Below are 17,049 nucleotides of genomic sequence, written 5' to 3' on the forward strand. Positions count from 1 at the left end.
GAGGAGGAGTTAAACTAAAATAGTTATAGATTGGAGGGGTGACAGTGGGGACCGTGCTTCCTTCCTCGCCCGGCGGGGACCTATCGATCGTCATATGCGGAGCCGCCGGGCAGGGGCTCCAGACGGTGGAGACCCTGGGGGCCGCCATGTTCAAGCGGATGGGGCTTCACGTGTTTGCCACAAAGGAGTTCATGTCCCGGGTTAGGGGGGGCAGCAACTCCTCCCAGCTTCGCCTGTCGGAGCTCCCGGTCAGGGCCCTGGTGGACCGGATCGACCTCTTGATCTGCCTGAACCGGGGCCTTCGGGACAACGTGATCCGGAGGATCTCCAAGGATACCCTGGTGATCGCCGACCCGGAGGAGATGGGGGGTGAGGCGGAGGGCCTGGGTGGCCGGTTCGTTCCCTTCCCGATCCTCTCCATGGCCCGGTCCTCCGGCGGTCCTGCCCTGGCCAGTTCGGTGGTGCTGGGGCTGATGGGGGCCCTGGTGGGTGTCCAGTGGGAACTCCTGGAGAGGGAGGTCAGGGGCCGTTTCGCCGCCAAGGGGGAGAAGGTCTTGAGCGGCAACCTGAAGGCCGCCCAGGAGGGGTTCCATGGGGCCCTGGGGCTTAAGTCCTCGGAGGGAATCGTGGTCAACCTGGTGCCCCGTTCATCCCTCTCGGGGCGGCTCCTCATGTCCGGCAACGACGGGGTCTTCATGGGGGCCATAGCGGGGGGATGCGACTTCGTGACCGCCTACCCCATGTCCCCCGGGAGCGGGGTCCTGCACCTGATGGCCCAGCACGCCAGGGCCTTCCGGGTGGCGGTGGAGCAGGCGGAGGACGAGATCGCCGCCGCCAACATGGTGCTTGGGGCCTGGTACGCCGGCGCCAGGGCCATGGCCACCACCTCCGGAGGTGGGTTCGCCCTCATGTGCGAGGCGGTTAGCCTCTGCGGCGTCTCCGAGGTCCCCATGGTGGTCCACATAGGCCAGAGGCCTGGTCCCGCCACCGGAATGGCCACCAGGACCGAGCAGGCGGACCTCAACCTGGCCCTCTACGCGGGGCATGGGGAATTCCCCCGGGCCATATTTACCCCCGGGGACGTGGAGGAGGCCTTTCACTGCACCCGGGCCGCCTTCGAGGTGGCGGATCAGTGCCAGGTGCCCGCCTTCGTCCTCACCGACCAGTACCTGCTGGACAGCTCCCATGACCTGGACCCTTTCTCGGTGGGGCACATCTCCACCAATTGGGTGGTGGAGACCTCCTCCGACTACGGAAGGTACCGGATCACCCCCGATGGGATATCCCCCCGGGGCGTACCGGGCCTGGGGGAGGGGCTCGTATGTGTGGACAGCCACGAGCACGACGAGTGGGGGCACATGAAGGAGGACTTCCAACTCCGGGTCAGGATGACCAGGAAGCGGCTCGCCAAGGAGGAGGTCTTGAGGGCCCGGGTCATGCCCCCGGTCTTCAACGGCCCCTCGGACGCCCCCTTCGTGGTGGTTGGTTGGGGCTCCACCAAGGAGATAGTCCGGGAGGCCATATCCAGCCCGGAGCTTGAGGGCCGGTTCTGCCAGGTCCACCTTCCCCAGGTTTGGCCCCTGCCCCTTAAGGCCTTGAGGGATCTGATCCGGGATCGGCGGGTGGTGGTCCTGGAGGGCAACGCCACCGGACAGTTGGATGCGCTACTCAGGATCCACGGCATATGCTCCCACGGGAGGATCAACCACTTCTCGGGCCTTCAGATGCCCGTAGAGGACGCGGTGGCGGCCCTTCGGGAGATGGACTTTGAGGGGGGTGCTTAGAATGGATCCCAGGGTCTTCGACGTGCCGGGGGATAACTCCTGGTGCCCCGGTTGCGGGAACTTCCCCATCCTGGACTGCCTCAAATCCGCGGTGGCGGGGCTGGGGTTGGCCCCCAAGGATGTGGTGGTGGTCTCCGGCATAGGCCAGGCGGCAAAGCTCCCCCACTACTTCAGGAGCCACTTCTTCAACGGCCTCCACGGCAGGGCCATCCCGGTGGCCACCGCCATCCAGGCGGCCAATCCATCCCTCAAGGTCATATGCGTTGGAGGGGACGGGGACATGTACGGCGAGGGGGGGAACCACTTTATCCACGCGGTGAGGAGGAACCCGGACATCCTGCACATGGTGCACAACAACATGGTATACGGTCTGACCAAGGGGCAGGCGTCCCCAACCAGTCCAAGGGGCATGGTGACCCCGGTGCAGGTGGACGGGGTCTCCTCGGAGCCCTTCAACCCCCTGTCGGTGGCGGTGGCCCTGGGGGCCTCCTTCGTGGCCCGGGTCTTCTGCGCCGACAAGGAGATGATGGTCCGGGTGTTGCAGGAGGCCATCAACTGGGAGGGGTATGCCCTGGTGGACATATTCCAGCCCTGCGTCTCCTTCAACAAGATAAACACCTACCAGTGGTTCAAGGAGAACACGGTGCCCGTAGGGGAGGACCACGATCCCCACGATCGAGAGGCGGCCATGAGGCTGGCCCTGTCGGGTCCCCCTTACCCGGTGGGGGTCATCTACAGGAACAAGGGGGTTCCCTTCCACCGGAACCTGGCCCCCTACGCCGACGGGGACCAGACGCCCCTTTACAGGAGATCCCGATCCGTTGAGGAGGTGGACTCCTTCCTGGAGCGATACCGGTGAACCCAGGCATCCGTTTTGCGGGAGAGGTGCGGTTCGGTTAAATCATATTAAAACCATACACATAGGAGGAGATCATCATGACGGAGCAGATCAAGGTGGGCGATCAGGTTAGGGACTTCACCCTCAAGGACCAGGACGGGAACGATGTGACCCTGTCCTCCCTTAGGGGTAAGAAGGTGCTGTTGTCCTTCCATCCCCTGGCTTGGACCCCCATATGCAGGGACCAGATGAAGGCCCTGGACGACCTCTACGACCGGTTCGTCGCCAAGGGGGTGGAGCCCCTGGGGCTCAGCGTGGACCCGATACCATCCAAGAAGGCCTGGGCGGACTCCATGGGGATAAGGAGCTTGAAGCTGTTGTCGGACTTCTGGCCCCACGGGGCGGTGGCGGACTCGCTGGGACTCTTCATCGAGAAGCACGGGTTCTCCGGCCGGGCCAACGTGCTGGTGGACGAGGAGGGCCGGGTCCAGTGGGTCAAGGTCTACGAGCTAAAGACCCTCCCGGACTTTGAGGAGGTGCTGAACCTGTTGTAAACTATCCTCGAGAGGGGGTGTTCCCTTTGAGGAAGTTGCTTGCGATCCTTTTGGCCATGGGGTTCCTGCTGGGGTCCTTCCAGGGGGCCATGGCGCACCCGCCGGCGGAGGTGCTCCTTGACTACGACGGGTCGGTGCTCACCGTGACGGCCAGGCATCAGGTGTCTGACCCGGCCAAGCATTACGTGAGCCGGATATCGGTCTTCATCGGGGGCAAGCTGGTGGAGCAGCGGGAGTACAAGTCCCAGGGGGACGGTTCCAAGGAGGTTGACCAGTTTCAGATAGGTTCCATCCCCAAGGGATCGGAGATCAAGGTGACCGCGGTCTGTTCCATCATGGGCAGCGCCAGCGGCACGCTCAAGGTCCAGTGAGCCCCACCTAGGGGCAGGATCCGGGGCGGGGGTGATCCCCCGCCCCGGATCCTTTTCTGCCCGGTGCTTCCCCTGGGCCGATGGGACCCATCCCCTTTGGTCGATCAGCCGATCAGCAGGTTGGTTATGTTGAATATCCCACGGGTGTCCACCTTCTCCAGCATCCCCATCACCGACTCCCCGGTCTCCGGGTGGACCCAGTTGGGCTCTATGTGGGACAGGGGCACCAGGACGAAGGCCCTTTGGGGGATCCCCCGGTGGGGCACGTCCAGGTCCTGCCCATGGTAGACGGTGGACCCGGAGAATAGGATGTCTATGTCGATCTCCCTTGGGCCGTTCCTGAACCTCTCCATCCGCCCCATCTTGGCCTCCACCTCCTTGACCGTTTTGAGCATCTCCTGGGGGTCATCGGTGGGGCACTCCATGGTCACGCAGGCGTTCAGGAACGGGGGCTGGTCCTCGTATCCGAAGGGTGGGGTCTCAAAGACCGGGCTGGCCCGGAGCACCCTCCATCCCTGGGCGGTGAGGTGCTCCACCGCGGTTCGTAGGGCCCATAGCCGGTCCCCCAGGTTGGCCCCAAGGGCCAGCGTCACCTCAGTCATAGCCCTGCCTCCTTTACGGCTTCTATCATCTTTATGGTCTTGACGTTCTCCTCCACGTCGTGCACCCTGACCAGCGCAATCCCCCTCATTGCACACAGGGAGGTTATGGCCAGGGTCCCCTCCAGCCGGTCCTCCGGGTCCTTGGAGTCCGTGGCGATCCCAACGGTGCTCTTCCTGGAGGCCCCTATCAGGATGGGCCTGCCGTGGGTGGAGAAGGCCTCCAGCTGCCGCAGGATCTCCAGGTTATGCTGGTAGGTCTTGCCGAAGCCTATCCCCGGGTCCAGGATGATCCGGTCCCTGGGGATGCCCCCTCTCTCCGCCAGGTCCATTTGGTGCTCGAAGAAATCGGATATCTCCCCCAGCAGGTCCCGGTAGGTGGGGTTCTGTTGCATGTCCTTGGGGCGCCCCTTTATGTGCATGAGCACCAGGGCACACCCGCTATCCGCCACGGTCCTGGCCATCTCTGGGTCGAAGGATAGGCCGGAGATGTCGTTCACCATGTCCGCCCCCTCGGCGGCGCAGGCCCGGGCGGTGGCGCTTCGGTAGGTGTCCACCGATATTACCGCCTCCGGGAACTCCCGCCTTATGGCCCTGAGGGGGGGCAACATACGGGTCAGCTCCTCCTCTGGGCTCACCGGGTCCGAGCCGGGCCGGGTGGACTCCGCCCCCAGGTCCAGCACGTGGGCCCCCTGGCTCAGCATCCTCTCCGCCGTCTCCAGGGCCCCATCGGGCCCCTGGTGGCGGCTGCCGGGGAAGAAGGAGTCCGGGGTGAGGTTTATTATCCCCATAACCTTGGTGATCCTCCCCAGGGAGAGGACCCGGCCCCCGGGGAGGGGCACCTCCCAGTTGGAAATATCGAGGTTGTCCAGGGCGGCTTTCAGGCCGCTTCGGACCTCCTCTAGGCCGAAGTAGGGCATGTGGGCCAGCTTTTCCTGCAGGCTACGAAGTTGCCCCGGGGTGCCCATCAGTATGACCCGGGTCCTGTACACCGTGCCGGCTATGGCGCCCCCGTGGACCACCGCGTCCCCGCCCCGCGCCAGGAGCTCCTGTTTCAGCGCGTTGGCGGCCCGGAAGTCCACCGGGCCCAGGCGGAGGCACAGCACCCCCCTCTTCCTCATGAAGTAGGGGACGCTCCTCAGGTCCGCTCCAACCTCTTTGACCCTGTGCTGTAGCTCCCTAGGGTCCCACATATCCAGTTTTTGTGGAATCATATAAAGCTTCACCCCGTGGCTTTACAGGCGTTATGGGACCCATCCCGCCGGCGGGTCCGATAAATTGTACATTACCCGGGGGGCAATTTTTTTTGACCTGTCTTGACAATTGGCCGACTAGGGGGTAATTTTAATGCCGTGTGGTGGTGTTAGCAGTCTCGCCAGTAGAGTGCCAACGTTCCGGAGGTGGAGACGGTGCTTACCGAGCGGCAGCTTGAGATAGTCCTTTCGGTGGTCTACGAGTACATACGGAGCGGCGAGAGCGTGGGTTCCAGGACGGTCTCCAAGCGATATCTGAGCTCCCGCAGCCCCGCCACCATAAGGAACGAGATGGCGGACCTGGAGGGGATGGGTTTCCTTGCCCAGCCCCATACCTCCGCGGGGAGGATCCCCACCACCCGGGCGTACCGGCTCTACGTGGACTCGGTATTGCAACGCCAGAGGCACTCCTCCGGGGTCGGTATCCCCCTGGCGGAGACCTTGATCCGCAAGAGGCGGGATCTTGAGGGCTTCCTGGACGAGGCCAGCGACCTGCTCGGCAGGCTAACCCACTACGTGGGGATAGGCGCCATAGCCCCCCTGAAGGACGTGGTGGTGAGGAGCGTTGGCTTCTTCAAGGTGGACACCAGGAACGTGTTGCTGGTGGTGGTCCTGGAAGGTGGTCTGGTGCACCAGAAGGTGATCACCGTCCCTTGGGAGCTCTCCTCCGACGAGCTGGAGGAGCTCTCCAGGAGGCTGAACTTGGTGGCCTCCGGCAGGCCTTGGGGGGAGGTAAAGAGCGCCCTGGAGGGGTACCTGATGGGTGAGCTCTCCCGGTTCTCCGAGGCGTGCAGGCTGGCCATAGCCACCCTGGGGGAGATGTTGGGCTCCAGCCCGGTCAAGGTCTTCACCGGTCGGGTCAGTCAGATGCTCAACCTGCCGGACTTCCAGGACCTTAGCCGTCTCAAGGCCTTCTTCTCCCTGCTGGAGCAGGAGGAGGAGCTGGCGGATCTGGTGGCTCGCCACTCCCTGGGTAACGGGGTCAGCGTGGTGATAGGCGAGGAGGCCCAGAGGCCCGGTCTCGAGGAGTGCTCGCTGGTGTTGGCCTCCAGCCCCAGGGGGGGAGCCAAGGCGATAGTGGGCATATTGGGGCCCAAGAGGATGGATTACGAGAGGGTCATAGCCTTGCTTGAAAACGTGGCAAAGGCCATGGAGGATGTGGAGGATTAGATCATGGACAGGGAGCACGTATCTGGGGTGGAGCCACTGGAGGATCAGGACCTGGCGGGGCTCGCCAAGGTGGAGTTGGTGGAGATGATTCGTGGTAGGGATAGGGACCTGAAGCGGGTGGAGGAGGAGCTCGAGAGGCTCAGGGCCAGCTACGACGACCTGATGGGGGAGGCCCAGAGGAACAAGGCGGACTTCGCCAACTACGTTCGCCGTGTGGAGAGGGACCGGGAGCTGGACAGGAAGCGTTCCGCCGAGTCGGCGGTGATGGCTCTTCTCCCGGTTCTGGACAACCTGGAGAGGACCTTGTCGTCCTGTAGGGACCAGGAGGACCCCATATTCAAGGGGGTCCAGATGGTGACCCGCCAGTTCCTGTCCGCCCTGGAGTCCCTGGGGCTTGAGTGCATATCCGTGGAGGGCAGGTTCGACCCGGCGGTGCACCATGCGGTGGACTTCGAGGAGACCCAGGACCCGGATAGGGAGGGGCTCATCGTGGCGGAGCTGCAGAGGGGCTACCTGCTGGGCGGCAAGGTGATAAGGCCCGCCCTGGTCAGGGTGGCCAAACTCAAGGATTAGCGATCCATCTGTTTCTCTATATACTAAAAGCTAAAAATTCGAAAGAGGGTGTGAATCCATGGGAAAGGTTATAGGAATAGACTTGGGGACCACCAACAGCTGTGTGGCGGTCAAGGAGGGTGACAACATAACGGTCATCCCCAACGCGGAGGGCAACAGGACCACCCCGTCGGTGGTGGCCTTCACCAAGGATGGGGAGAGGCTGGTGGGCCAGCTGGCCAAGCGGCAGGCCATAGTCAACGCGGATCGGACCATAATCTCCATCAAGAGGAAGATGGGGACCGACTACAAGGTCAACATCGACGGCAAGTCCTACACTCCCCAGGAGATCTCCGCCATGATCCTTCAGAAGCTGAAGAAGGACGCGGAGGACTACCTTGGTGAGCCGGTGACCCAGGCGGTCATAACCTGCCCCGCCTACTTCACCGATGCCCAGCGTCAGGCCACCAAGGACGCGGGCACCATAGCGGGGCTCGAGGTGCTTAGGGTCATCAACGAGCCAACCGCCGCGTGTCTCGCCTACGGGGTAAACAAGGAGGGGGACCACAAGATCCTGGTGTTCGACCTTGGGGGCGGAACCTTCGACGTGTCCATCCTGGACGTGGGTGACGGGGTGTTCGAAGTGATGGCCACGTCGGGGGACAACCATCTGGGCGGCGACGACTGGGACATGCGGATCGTGGACTGGATGATCGACGAGTTCCGCAAGGCGGAGGGCATAGACTTGAGGAACGACAAGATGGCCTTCCAGCGTCTCCGGGAGGCGGCGGAGAAGGCCAAGATAGAGCTGTCCTCCATGACGGAGACCACCATATCGCTACCCTTCATAACCGCGGATCAGAACGGTCCCAAGCACCTGGAGCTTACCCTCACCCGGGCCAAGTTCGAGGACATGACCCAGGACCTGCTGGAGAGGACCGTGGCCCCCACCAAGAGGGCCCTGGAGGATGCGGGTCTAACCGCCTCCCAGATAGACAAGGTGCTCCTGGTGGGGGGCTCCACCCGGATGCCAATGGTGCAGCGGAAGGTGAAGGAGCTCCTGGGCAAGGAGCCCACCAAGGGGATCAACCCGGACGAGTGCGTGGCGGTTGGTGCCGCCATCCAGGGGGCGGTTTTGAGCGGTGAGAAGAGCGGCATAGTCTTGGTGGACGTCACCCCCCTGTCGCTGGGTCTCGAGACCCTGGGAGGGGTGTTCACCAAGATAATCGAGCGGAACACCGCCATCCCCTGCTCCAAGTCCCAGGTGTTCACCACCGCGGCGGATAACCAGCCCCAGGTGGAGATAAGGGTTCTCCAGGGGGAGCGTCCCATGGCGAACGACAACGTTGAGCTGGGTAGGTTCATCCTGGATGGGATCCCCCCCGCACCCCGTGGGGTCCCTCAGATCGAGGTCACCTTCGAGGTGGACGCCAACGGCATAGTGAACGTAACCGCCAAGGACAAGGGGACCGGCAAGGCCCAGCACATAACCATCCAGTCCTCCAGGCTCTCTGAGGCGGAGATCGAGCGCCTGCGTAGGGAGGCGGAGCAGCACGAGGAGGAGGACCGGCGGAAGAAGGAGCTGGCGGAGGCCCGCAACGAGGCGGAGAGCTTCGTCTACAACACCGAGAAGACCCTGAAGGACCTGGGGGACAAGCTGACCCCCGAGGAGAGGGCCCCCATAGAGGAGAAGATAAGGCAACTCCGGGAGCTGACCGCCAAGGAGGATGCCGCCGCCATAAGGGGTGGCATCGAGGAGCTCACCAAGGCCCTTCACGGGATCTCCCAGAAGATATACTCCCAGGGGCAGCAGGGCGCCCAGGATCCGTCCTCCCAGGGCGGTTCGGTGGACGCGGACTTCAAGGACGCCGGAAGGGCGTAAGGGGGGACCTTGGCAGTGGCTGCTCCGGGACGCAAGGACTATTATGAGATACTGGGAGTCTCCCGGGAGGCCACGTCGGAGGAGATAAAGAAGGCCTACCGCAAGCTGGCCCGGAAGTACCATCCGGACGCCAACCCGGACGACAAGGATGCGGAGGCCAAGTTCAAGGAGATCAACGAGGCTTACGAGGTCTTGAGCGATCCCGCCAAGCGGTCTCAGTACGACCAGTTCGGGTACGTGGGGGACGCCCCTCCGGGGGGCAACCCCTTCGAGGGCTTCGGCGGGTTCGGTGGGGATCCGTTCGGGGACCTCTTCGGCGATCTTTTTGATAGCTTCTTCGGGGGAATGGGTGGGCGCCCTGGCCGGGGTTCCACCGCCCCCCGCAGGGGTGCCGACGTGGAGACGGTGATCCAGGTCACCCTTGAGGAGGTCTTTCGGGGGGCCGTTAAAGAGCTCACCATACCCCGCTGGGAGACCTGTGAAAGGTGCGGCGGCTCCGGGGCGGAGCCCGGGAGCGAGCCCGAGACGTGTCCCACCTGCGGCGGTCGGGGGCAGGTGGAGCAGGCCATGAGGACCCCCTTCGGCCAGTTCGTCCAGGTGAACACCTGCCCCCGTTGCTCCGGCCGCGGAAGGGTCATAAAATCTCCTTGCCGGCAGTGCAAGGGCCAGGGGCGTGTTAGGGTGCCCCACAAGGTGGAGGTCCGGATACCCCGGGGGGTCGAGACCGGCACCAGGCTGAGGATACCCGGTGAGGGCGAGGCGGGCCTGAACGGGGGGCCCAACGGGGATCTGTTCCTGGTGGTGGAGGTCATGCCCCACGGATCCCTGGAGAGGAACGGGGCGGACCTGTACACCCGGATAACCTTAGCGTTCCCCCAGGCGGCCCTGGGGACAGAGGTGCCCATAAAGACCCTGGAAGGGGAGGAGAGGGTGGAGGTCCCTCCGGGGACCCAGCCGGGCTCGGTGCTGAGGATCAAGGGGAGGGGCATGCCCCGGATGAACGGCGGCCGGGGCGACCTGGTGGTCCAGGTCCGGGTGGAGGTCCCCAAGAACCTGACCGAGCGACAGCGGGCCCTTCTTCAGGCCCTGGCTCAGGAGATGAACGTCAAGGTGAGGCAGGAAGAGGGTATACTAGACAAGCTGAAGGGCTTTTTCGGGGGGTAGGATCTCCGCGGGGGAAGTGCTCTTGGCGCTTCCCCCTTTTGGACTTTCGGAGGAGAGGTGTTGAACTTTGGGCTCGTTCTGGTGGTACATAACCCTCAAGGGTCCCGATGGTTCCGAGGAGGCGCTCATGTCCGCCGCGGACCTGGCGGGGAGCTGCGGTTCGGAGATACAGGAGCTTCCAGAGGGGGTCCGGATCCGCTACTACTTCCTGTCCTCCAACGACCTGGGGTACTGGCAGATGCGGCTGCTCGAGGCCCTGGGCGACGGGGTGGACGTGGAGGTGGAGGATTCGGGCAAGCTGGAGAACCAGCAGTGGTACCGGGTCTGCGAGGAGGGCTTCACCCCCGTGGAGGCCGGCAGGGGGTTCATAATAACCGCCCCGTGGCACGCCCAGTCCTGCGGCTCGGACAGGATCCCGCTGATCATAAAGCCCGGTAGCGCCTTCGGCACCGGCTACCACGAGAGCACCAGGATAGCCCTTGGCCTGTTGGAGGATGCCCGGGAAATGTTGGGCCCGGGCTTCACCCTTCTGGATGTGGGCACCGGCTCGGGGATACTGGCCATAGGGGCCATCAAACTGGGGGCCGGCACCGTGTACGCCAGGGACCTGGATGGCACGGTCCTTCCGGAGCTTCGTGAGAACCTGGAGCTGAACCACCTGGAGGGGGCGGTCCAGTTCGAGGAAGGGGATCTGCTAAAGGGCTTCCAGCACCGGGTGGATCTGATCACCGCCAACATCCTGAAGGACCCGCTTATAAGCATGCTACCCCATGTTCACGGGGTGCTGAGCCCCCGGGGCCTCTGCGTCTTCTCCGGCCTGCTCCTGTCCGAGAGGGAGGAGTTCCTGTCCGCCCTGGAGGCCAACCGCCTCCGGCCGGAGAAGGAGTCATCCCAGGGCGATTGGTGGGGTGTCCTTGCATCGAATAAGGCTTGAGCCCTGCGAGAGGCTCTTCCCCGGCAGGTACCGGCTGGACCCTCAGCAGGCCAGGCACCTTGTTAAGGTGCTTAGGTGCTACACCGGGGCCCTGGTGGAGGGATTGGAGGAGGGCCGGAGGGTTATCCTGCGGCTTTCGGTGTCCAACGGAGTGGTGGAGGCCAAAGAGGTGGTTGACCAGGAGGACCTGGGGGGGTATGCCTCCCGGGTGGTCCTCCTGGTGGGGCTGTTGAAGGCGGACCAGTGGGACCAGGTCTTGAGGTTCTCCTGCGAGCTGGGGGTGGACCAGATAGTTCCCGTTATCTGCGAGAGGTCCGTTCCCCGGCCGGACGACTGGCACCGGAAGGTCCAACGATATCGGCGGATCCTGCTGGAGTCCACCAGGCAGTGTGGGGCCCTTCGTCCACCCACCATAGGGGATCTGGTCTCCCTGCGGGAGCTGGACCCATCGGGGCTACCGGAGCTGAGGCTGGGGGCCTTCCTTGCCGATGGGGCGGTGCCCATTGGGGAGGTGGTTCCCTGCGGTGACGTTGCCCTGGCGGTGGGGCCCGAGGGGGACTGGGCCCCCTGGGAGGCGGAGGCCCTGATCGGGATGGGGTTCAGGCCCGTCTCCCTGGGGCCTAGGGTTCTTCGGGCCTCCACCGCGGTGGCCGCCGCGGTGAGCCTGGTTCGACTCTCGTCCTGGGGGGTGGAGAGGTGAGCCGCCCCTTTAGGTTTAAGGTGATCTCCCATGGATGCAGGGTGAACCAGTACGAGGGGGATGCCCTGGCGGCGGAGCTGGAGGCGGCGGGGGGGATCCCTTCCGCCCCGGAGGAGGCGGACTGCCTGGTGCTGGTGAGCTGTGCGGTCACCGCCGAGGCGGAGAGGAAGACCCGCCAGGAGCTCCGGCGTCTCAAGCGCAGGAGCCCAGGGGCCCTACTGGTGGTCTGTGGCTGCTGGGTCAACCGGGTCTCCGACCAGGACCTGGAGTCCATGGGGGTGGACGTGGCGGTGTCCAACGGCCTCAAGGGCACCATACCGGGCCTGGTGGAGAGGCACCTTCATGGGTTCCCGGTGGGAGGGGTCTACAGGTCCTCCGCCGCCGGGTGGGATCCCCTGTCCCTCCGAAGGACCACCCGGCACACCAGGGCCTTCGTCAAGGTCCAGGACGGTTGCTCCAGGGGCTGCACCTACTGCATAGTGCCCAAGCTCCGGGGGCCCTCGATCTCCCGTCCTTTCCAGGAGGTGTTGTCCGAGGTGAGGTCCCTGGTTGAGTCCGGGGCCCTGGAGGTGGTCCTCACCGGGGTGCACCTGGGGGACTACCGGTGGGACGGCCTTGACCTGGCGGACCTGGTGAGGGCCCTGTCCTCCGTGGAGGGACTTGGGCGGATCCGCTTCGGGTCCATAGAGCCCTTCGGGCTGTCCCAACGGCTCCTGGAGGCCCTTGGGGGGAGCCGGTCCTTCATGCCCCACCTTCACGTACCCCTTCAGAGCGGGGACGACCAGGTCTTGAGAAGGATGGGCAGGGGTTACGGTGGATCGGACTACGTTGAGATGGTTCGCAGGGCCCGGCAGGTCCTGGGGGATGACCTCCACGTGAGCGCCGACGTGATGGTGGGCTTCCCAGGGGAGGACCAGGTGGCCTTCGACAACACCCTGAGGGTTCTGGAGGAGGCTCGGGTGGGGCGCCTTCACGTCTTTCCCTACTCCCCAAGACCTGGCACCGCGGCCTACCATTGGCCCAGGCCCCAGGATGATACGGTGAGGGAGCGGGTCCAGCGCCTGTTGGAGTTTGGGAGGCGCTCCCTCGGGGATTTCGCCCGGGGGTTCGTGGGCCGGGAGGTCCGGGTCCTGGTGGAGAGGGTGGAGGATCGGATTGGGGACGGCCTTGCGGAGCCGTTCCTCCGGGTCCGATTCCCCTATGAGGGTCCACCGGGGCGGGTGGTGTCCGTGGTGCCCACCGGGGAGGTGGAGGGCCTCCTGGTGGTTGGGGACCGGGCGTTTGAATCCCCCGGGGACCTGTTATATCCTCTATAGGTTTACGAGTTTCGGTTTCTCTGGGTGGCGTAGGGGCCCTTCGCTTCGCGGGAGGTGAGATCTTGAGGGAACCAGTGATAGGCATAGACCTTGGGACCAGGTACTCCCTGGTCTCCTACTGTCCCCCCGATGGGGGGCCCAGGATCTTGACCAACCGGTGGGGGAAGACCCGTACCCCCTCCTACGTGGCCTTCCGGGACGGCCGGTTCCTCTGCGGTGAGGACGCCCTTAGGGGGGTCCCCCTTTCCGGGGACGTGTGGTGGGACGTGAAGCGGAAGCTGGGCTCCGACTGGGTTGTCCGGTGCGGCGGCAGGGCCTACGGGGCGGAGGACCTGTTGAGCCACCTCCTGTGTCTGTTGCGGGAGGACGCGGAGGCGGCGCTGGGGCGCTTCGTGACCTCCGCGGTCATAACCGTTCCCGCCCACTTCGGCTTCCCAGAGAGGGGGGCCCTGTACAGGGCGGCCAAGGGGGCGGGCTTCGACTTCGTGAGGTTGATAAACGAGCCCACCGCGGCGGCCCTCTCGGTGGCCTCCGACGGCAGGTTCCTAATCTTGGACTTCGGCGGCGGGACCTTGGACATATCGGTCCTGGAGGGGGAGGACGGGGTGTTCCAGGTGCTGGACAGCCTGGGGAGGAAGGACCTGGGGGGTTACGACCTGGATCGGCGCCTGGCGGTCTGGATCTGGAGGTGTCTTGGTCACGTTCCAATGGACGAGGTGGACCCCCGGTGGATAATGGTCCTTCGGGAGGCGGAGCAGATAAAGATAGCCCTGTCGGACGTCCAGGCGGTGGAGTGGGTGCCCCCCGCGGGCTTCGGTTGCGAGGGTACCATCCGGATCACCCGGGAGGACCTGGAGGGCATAATATCCCCCGCCATAGACGAGGTGGTGAGGTTGGCGGAGCGACTCTTTCGCCGACACTCGCCGGATCGGCTTGTGGTGGTGGGGGGTAGCGGCAGGATACCGCTGCTGAGGCAACGTCTATCCCAGCGGGTGGGTCAGATAGAGCACCTTAAGGTCTGTCCCGATGAGGCGGTGGTCCTGGGGGCTAGCCTCTTCGCCCGGCAGTGCGGAGAGCGGCTCCTGATAGACGTTTTGAGCTCCTCCGTGGGTGTGGTTCTGCGGGACGGTTGCGTCCAGACCCTGGTCCAGCGGGGGACTCCACTTCCCGCGGAGGCGTCGGTCTCCATCGGGGCGGAGTCCCTCATGTCCGGTTCCATTGACCTGGTTCAGGGGGAGGGGGCCATGAGGGACCCCCGGGGCTCCAGGGTGATATACCGGGTGGACGTGCCGGATGGCTACCGGGGGGATGTGCGCCTCTCGGTGGTGGTGGACACCGGGGGTCTGCTCCGGGTGAAGGTGGTGGGCTCCGGCTGGTCCGCCAGCCGGGTGGTTGATCTGACCCTGTCGGGGGGTGCGGTGCCCTTCGACCTGGAGCGGGAGATAAGGGAGAGGCAGTCCCGGCTCGTGGGGATCAGCTCTGCCCTGAGCCCGGCACTTCAGGACCGGTTGAGCTCCCTCCTGGGGAAGGTTAGGCGGGTAGGGGCCCTTGGGAACGATGGCCTATCCATGGAGGCCCTGGAGGTCTTCGATAGGCTCATGTTGGACATGGAGAGGGTGCTTGGCGGTGAGCCTTGATATGGATCTCAAGACCCTGGGCTTGAGTCCCGGGGCCAGCTGGGAGGACGTCAAGAGTGCCTTTCGGCGGCTAGCCAGGACCTATCATCCCGACGTGGCGGGGCCAGAGCACTCGGTCCGCTTCGCGGAGATAAACCGGGCCTACATGTCCATAAGGGAGGCGGTCCAGCGGGGCACCTACGGGGCCTATGGATCCGCCACCTCCGCCGGCGCATCGAGCCCCTTCAGCGGTGGGACCGGGACCTATTACGAGGGGCGGACCCAACGGCGGGCCAGGTCCAGGAGGCCGTCCCGGGGCATCCGGATTGGGGGTTTGGGTTGGCTCAGCTCCCTGGGGTCCGCCATAGCCCGGGGGGCCAGCGCCATTTTCAACCAGGAGGAGAGGCGCCGCAGGGAGTCGGAGCGGCGGGCCCAGGAGCTGGAGCGAATCATCGGCGAGGCCATGGACCTGGCGGGTAACCGGCTGGATGGGATATTGAGGCGTTCCAGGCCCGCCTACGATGGTTCCTCGTCTCCCCACCTGGAGACCCGGCTGTTCAGCCGGCATCCGGGGGTGGTGGTCTTGGCCATGGAGGAGCTTAGGAGGCTGGAGGACAGGGCGTTGGCGGAGAGGCTAATGGGCTCCCTGCTGTCCAGGGGGGTGCCGGACGGGGAGGTCCTCAAGAAGGCCCTGGGCATGTTCCGCCCCGCCTGTTCCGAGGTGGCCCGGGCCATCTGCCGTTGGGGGGCCTCCTACGGACGGGAGGAAGCGGTGTCGGTGATCCGGTGGCTAAAGTATGGGGGGGCCAGGGATCGGGCCCTGTTCAAGCCCTTCTGCTCCAGCCAGGATCCGGTGGTCTTGGTGACCCTTCTGGACGCCTGGCCCATGGGGTGTGGCCTGCCGGACGTGTCCGACATGTCCCGGTTCCTCAAGTTCGAGGACGAGCACCTTTTGGGGGCCGCCTTGAGGCTCATCAAGAGGGAGGGGCCTCAGGGGTGGATGATGCCCAGGCTGGAGCGGCTGGCCTCCAGTCACGGTTCGGCGGCGGTGAGGGTGTGGGCCTCGGCTATTGTTAGAACCAGGCCTATGGAGTAGAATGTTAGGAACTGGCTGTTCGGGGGAATCTGCTGTGGCTGAACCGTGTCTATTCTGTGAGATAGTGTCAGGCCGGGTGCCGGCCCGGAGGGTTTACGAGGATGAGAGGGTCTTGGCCTTTCACGACATAAACCCCATGGCGCCGGTACACGTTTTGGTGGTGCCAAAGGTGCACATCTCCTGTGCCGCCGACGATCCGGGCTCAGAGGTCTGGGGGGCGGTTATGGACGGGGCGGTTCGCGTGGCGGAGCTGTTGGGGGTCAGCGGTGGTTACCGGCTGGTCGTGAACAGCGGAGAACAGGCCGGTCAGACTATTCCCCACCTGCACGTTCACGTGCTTGCGGGCCGACGGTTTAACTGGCCGCCGGGATAGAGCAGGTGGCAGAGGAAAGGGGGGAACAGGGATGACCACTGTCGTTCGTAGGGATAATGAGTCTTTGGAGGACACCCTAAAGCGTTTCAAGCGGGAGCTACGGAAGGTGGGCGTGCTGCGGGAGGCAAGGAAGCACGAGCACTACGAGAAGCCCAGCGAGATAAAGAAGCGCAAGAAGGCCGCTCAGGCCAAGAATCGCAGGAGGGCTGGTTGATGAAGCCGGTTGATAGGGTTCAGGCTGACCTGGTGTCGGCCATGAAGCAGAGGGATCAGCTGGCCCTATCGGTGCTTCGCATGTTGAAGTCCGCCCTTCAGGTGGCCATGACCGAGAAGGGTGGGGGCGGTGATGTGTCCGAGGACGCCTTCATATCCATAGTGCAGCGGCTGGTAAAGCAACGGGAGGAGGCGGCGGAGCAGTACCGGGCTTGTGGTGCCTCCGATAGGGCCCAGGCGGAGATGCTGGAGGCGGAGTTTCTTAGGCGCTATCTGCCGGAGCAGCTGTCCGACCGGGAGCTGGACGAACTGGTGACCCGGGAGGCGCTTGGGCTTGGCGTAACGGGTCCCAAGGACATGGGCCGTCTCATGGGCAGGATCATGCCCTTGGTCAAGGGCCGGGCGGACGGCAACCGGGTTAGGGAGAGGGTATCGGCCTACCTGTCCTCCCTTTAGAAGTTAGAAGCCACCTAAAGGTCAGCTATACCGGGCGGGGGCGCACCCTTCGGGGCGTCCCCGCCCCCTGTCTTGCGGATCTAGATTGTAATCGTTACAATCTGCAAGGGGCTCCAGACCCAAAAACATGGGACCAGGGACCCCTCCTTTTCCCCCCTTCACACTCCCCAACACCCCA

At 64.6% G+C, this 17,049-nt stretch carries 18 protein-coding genes; 16 read left to right on the forward strand and 2 right to left on the reverse strand.

Annotation, left to right across the window (positions count from 1 at the left end; all coding sequences use genetic code 11):
- The first annotated feature begins 44 nt into the window (after nt 1-44).
- The 4 genes from TACI_RS03085 to TACI_RS03100 all read left to right on the forward strand — a co-directional run bounded on the left by TACI_RS03085 (nt 45) and on the right by TACI_RS03100 (nt 3,547).
- Nucleotides 45-1,784, forward strand: a complete 1,740-nt coding sequence (locus tag TACI_RS03085) for a 2-oxoacid:acceptor oxidoreductase subunit alpha (protein WP_012869366.1) — start codon at nt 45-47, stop codon at nt 1,782-1,784.
- Nucleotide 1,785: 1 nt separating this feature from the next.
- Entirely contained in the window at nt 1,786-2,643 is an 858-nt protein-coding gene (locus tag TACI_RS03090; protein WP_012869367.1) for a thiamine pyrophosphate-dependent enzyme, read from the forward strand.
- Nucleotides 2,644-2,720: 77 nt separating this feature from the next.
- On the forward strand, nt 2,721-3,176 hold the full coding sequence (locus TACI_RS03095; RefSeq protein WP_012869368.1) for a peroxiredoxin: 456 nt from the start codon (nt 2,721-2,723) through the stop codon (nt 3,174-3,176).
- Nucleotides 3,177-3,193: 17 nt separating this feature from the next.
- A complete protein-coding gene (locus TACI_RS03100) occupies nt 3,194-3,547 on the forward strand; it encodes a hypothetical protein (protein WP_423218558.1) in 354 nt (117 codons plus the stop codon).
- Between the two features lie 104 nt (nt 3,548-3,651).
- Here the strand turns inward: TACI_RS03100 and folK are convergent, their stop codons facing one another.
- Both folK and folP read right to left on the reverse strand, forming a co-directional pair.
- The gene (gene folK / locus TACI_RS03105) at nt 3,652-4,149 is read right to left on the reverse strand and encodes a 2-amino-4-hydroxy-6-hydroxymethyldihydropteridine diphosphokinase (protein WP_012869370.1); all 498 of its coding nucleotides are present in this window, start codon (nt 4,147-4,149) and stop codon (nt 3,652-3,654) included.
- On the reverse strand, nt 4,146-5,339 hold the full coding sequence (gene folP, locus TACI_RS03110) for a dihydropteroate synthase (RefSeq protein WP_012869371.1): 1,194 nt from the start codon (nt 5,337-5,339) through the stop codon (nt 4,146-4,148). Before folP ends, folK begins: the two co-directional genes overlap by 4 nt.
- 216 nt (nt 5,340-5,555) lie before the next feature.
- Here folP and hrcA point away from each other — a divergent pair, with 216 nt between their 5' ends.
- From hrcA to TACI_RS03170, 12 genes are all read left to right on the forward strand, one after another.
- Entirely contained in the window at nt 5,556-6,569 is a 1,014-nt protein-coding gene (gene hrcA / locus TACI_RS03115) for a heat-inducible transcriptional repressor HrcA (RefSeq protein ID WP_012869372.1), read from the forward strand.
- Between the two features lie 3 nt (nt 6,570-6,572).
- Nucleotides 6,573-7,142: a nucleotide exchange factor GrpE gene (locus tag TACI_RS03120; RefSeq protein WP_012869373.1), complete on the forward strand. Its 570-nt coding sequence runs from the start codon at nt 6,573-6,575 to the stop codon at nt 7,140-7,142.
- Between the two features lie 58 nt (nt 7,143-7,200).
- On the forward strand, nt 7,201-9,003 hold the full coding sequence (gene dnaK / locus TACI_RS03125; protein WP_012869374.1) for a molecular chaperone DnaK: 1,803 nt from the start codon (nt 7,201-7,203) through the stop codon (nt 9,001-9,003).
- Between the two features lie 15 nt (nt 9,004-9,018).
- Entirely contained in the window at nt 9,019-10,167 is a 1,149-nt protein-coding gene (gene dnaJ / locus TACI_RS03130) for a molecular chaperone DnaJ (RefSeq protein WP_164925123.1), read from the forward strand.
- A 67-nt stretch (nt 10,168-10,234) separates the two neighbouring features.
- On the forward strand, nt 10,235-11,101 hold the full coding sequence (locus TACI_RS03135; RefSeq protein WP_012869376.1) for a 50S ribosomal protein L11 methyltransferase: 867 nt from the start codon (nt 10,235-10,237) through the stop codon (nt 11,099-11,101).
- A complete protein-coding gene (locus TACI_RS03140) occupies nt 11,076-11,801 on the forward strand; it encodes an RsmE family RNA methyltransferase (protein WP_333645013.1) in 726 nt (241 codons plus the stop codon). The genes TACI_RS03135 and TACI_RS03140 overlap by 26 nt, the downstream gene beginning before the upstream one ends.
- Complete coding sequence (locus TACI_RS03145; RefSeq protein ID WP_012869378.1) at nt 11,798-13,117, forward strand: MiaB/RimO family radical SAM methylthiotransferase; 1,320 nt, start codon at nt 11,798-11,800, stop codon at nt 13,115-13,117. The genes TACI_RS03140 and TACI_RS03145 overlap by 4 nt, the downstream gene beginning before the upstream one ends.
- 62 nt (nt 13,118-13,179) lie before the next feature.
- On the forward strand, nt 13,180-14,754 hold the full coding sequence (locus TACI_RS03150; protein ID WP_012869379.1) for an Hsp70 family protein: 1,575 nt from the start codon (nt 13,180-13,182) through the stop codon (nt 14,752-14,754).
- Between the two features lies 1 nt (nt 14,755).
- Nucleotides 14,756-15,829 carry a J domain-containing protein gene (locus TACI_RS03155; protein WP_164925124.1) on the forward strand — a complete coding sequence of 358 codons (1,074 nt, stop codon included), beginning with the start codon at nt 14,756-14,758 and terminating at the stop codon, nt 15,827-15,829.
- A 34-nt stretch (nt 15,830-15,863) separates the two neighbouring features.
- Nucleotides 15,864-16,202, forward strand: coding sequence for a histidine triad nucleotide-binding protein (locus tag TACI_RS03160; protein ID WP_012869381.1), 339 nt, complete (start codon nt 15,864-15,866; stop codon nt 16,200-16,202).
- 31 nt (nt 16,203-16,233) lie between these two features.
- On the forward strand, nt 16,234-16,416 hold the full coding sequence (gene rpsU / locus TACI_RS03165; protein ID WP_012869382.1) for a 30S ribosomal protein S21: 183 nt from the start codon (nt 16,234-16,236) through the stop codon (nt 16,414-16,416).
- A complete protein-coding gene (locus TACI_RS03170; protein WP_012869383.1) occupies nt 16,416-16,871 on the forward strand; it encodes a GatB/YqeY domain-containing protein in 456 nt (151 codons plus the stop codon). The genes rpsU and TACI_RS03170 overlap by 1 nt, the downstream gene beginning before the upstream one ends.
- Nucleotides 16,872-17,049: the final 178 nt, after the last annotated feature.

The sequence above is a fragment of the Thermanaerovibrio acidaminovorans DSM 6589 genome (assembly GCF_000024905.1).
GTDB classification, from domain to species: Bacteria; Synergistota; Synergistia; order Synergistales; family Synergistaceae; genus Thermanaerovibrio; species Thermanaerovibrio acidaminovorans.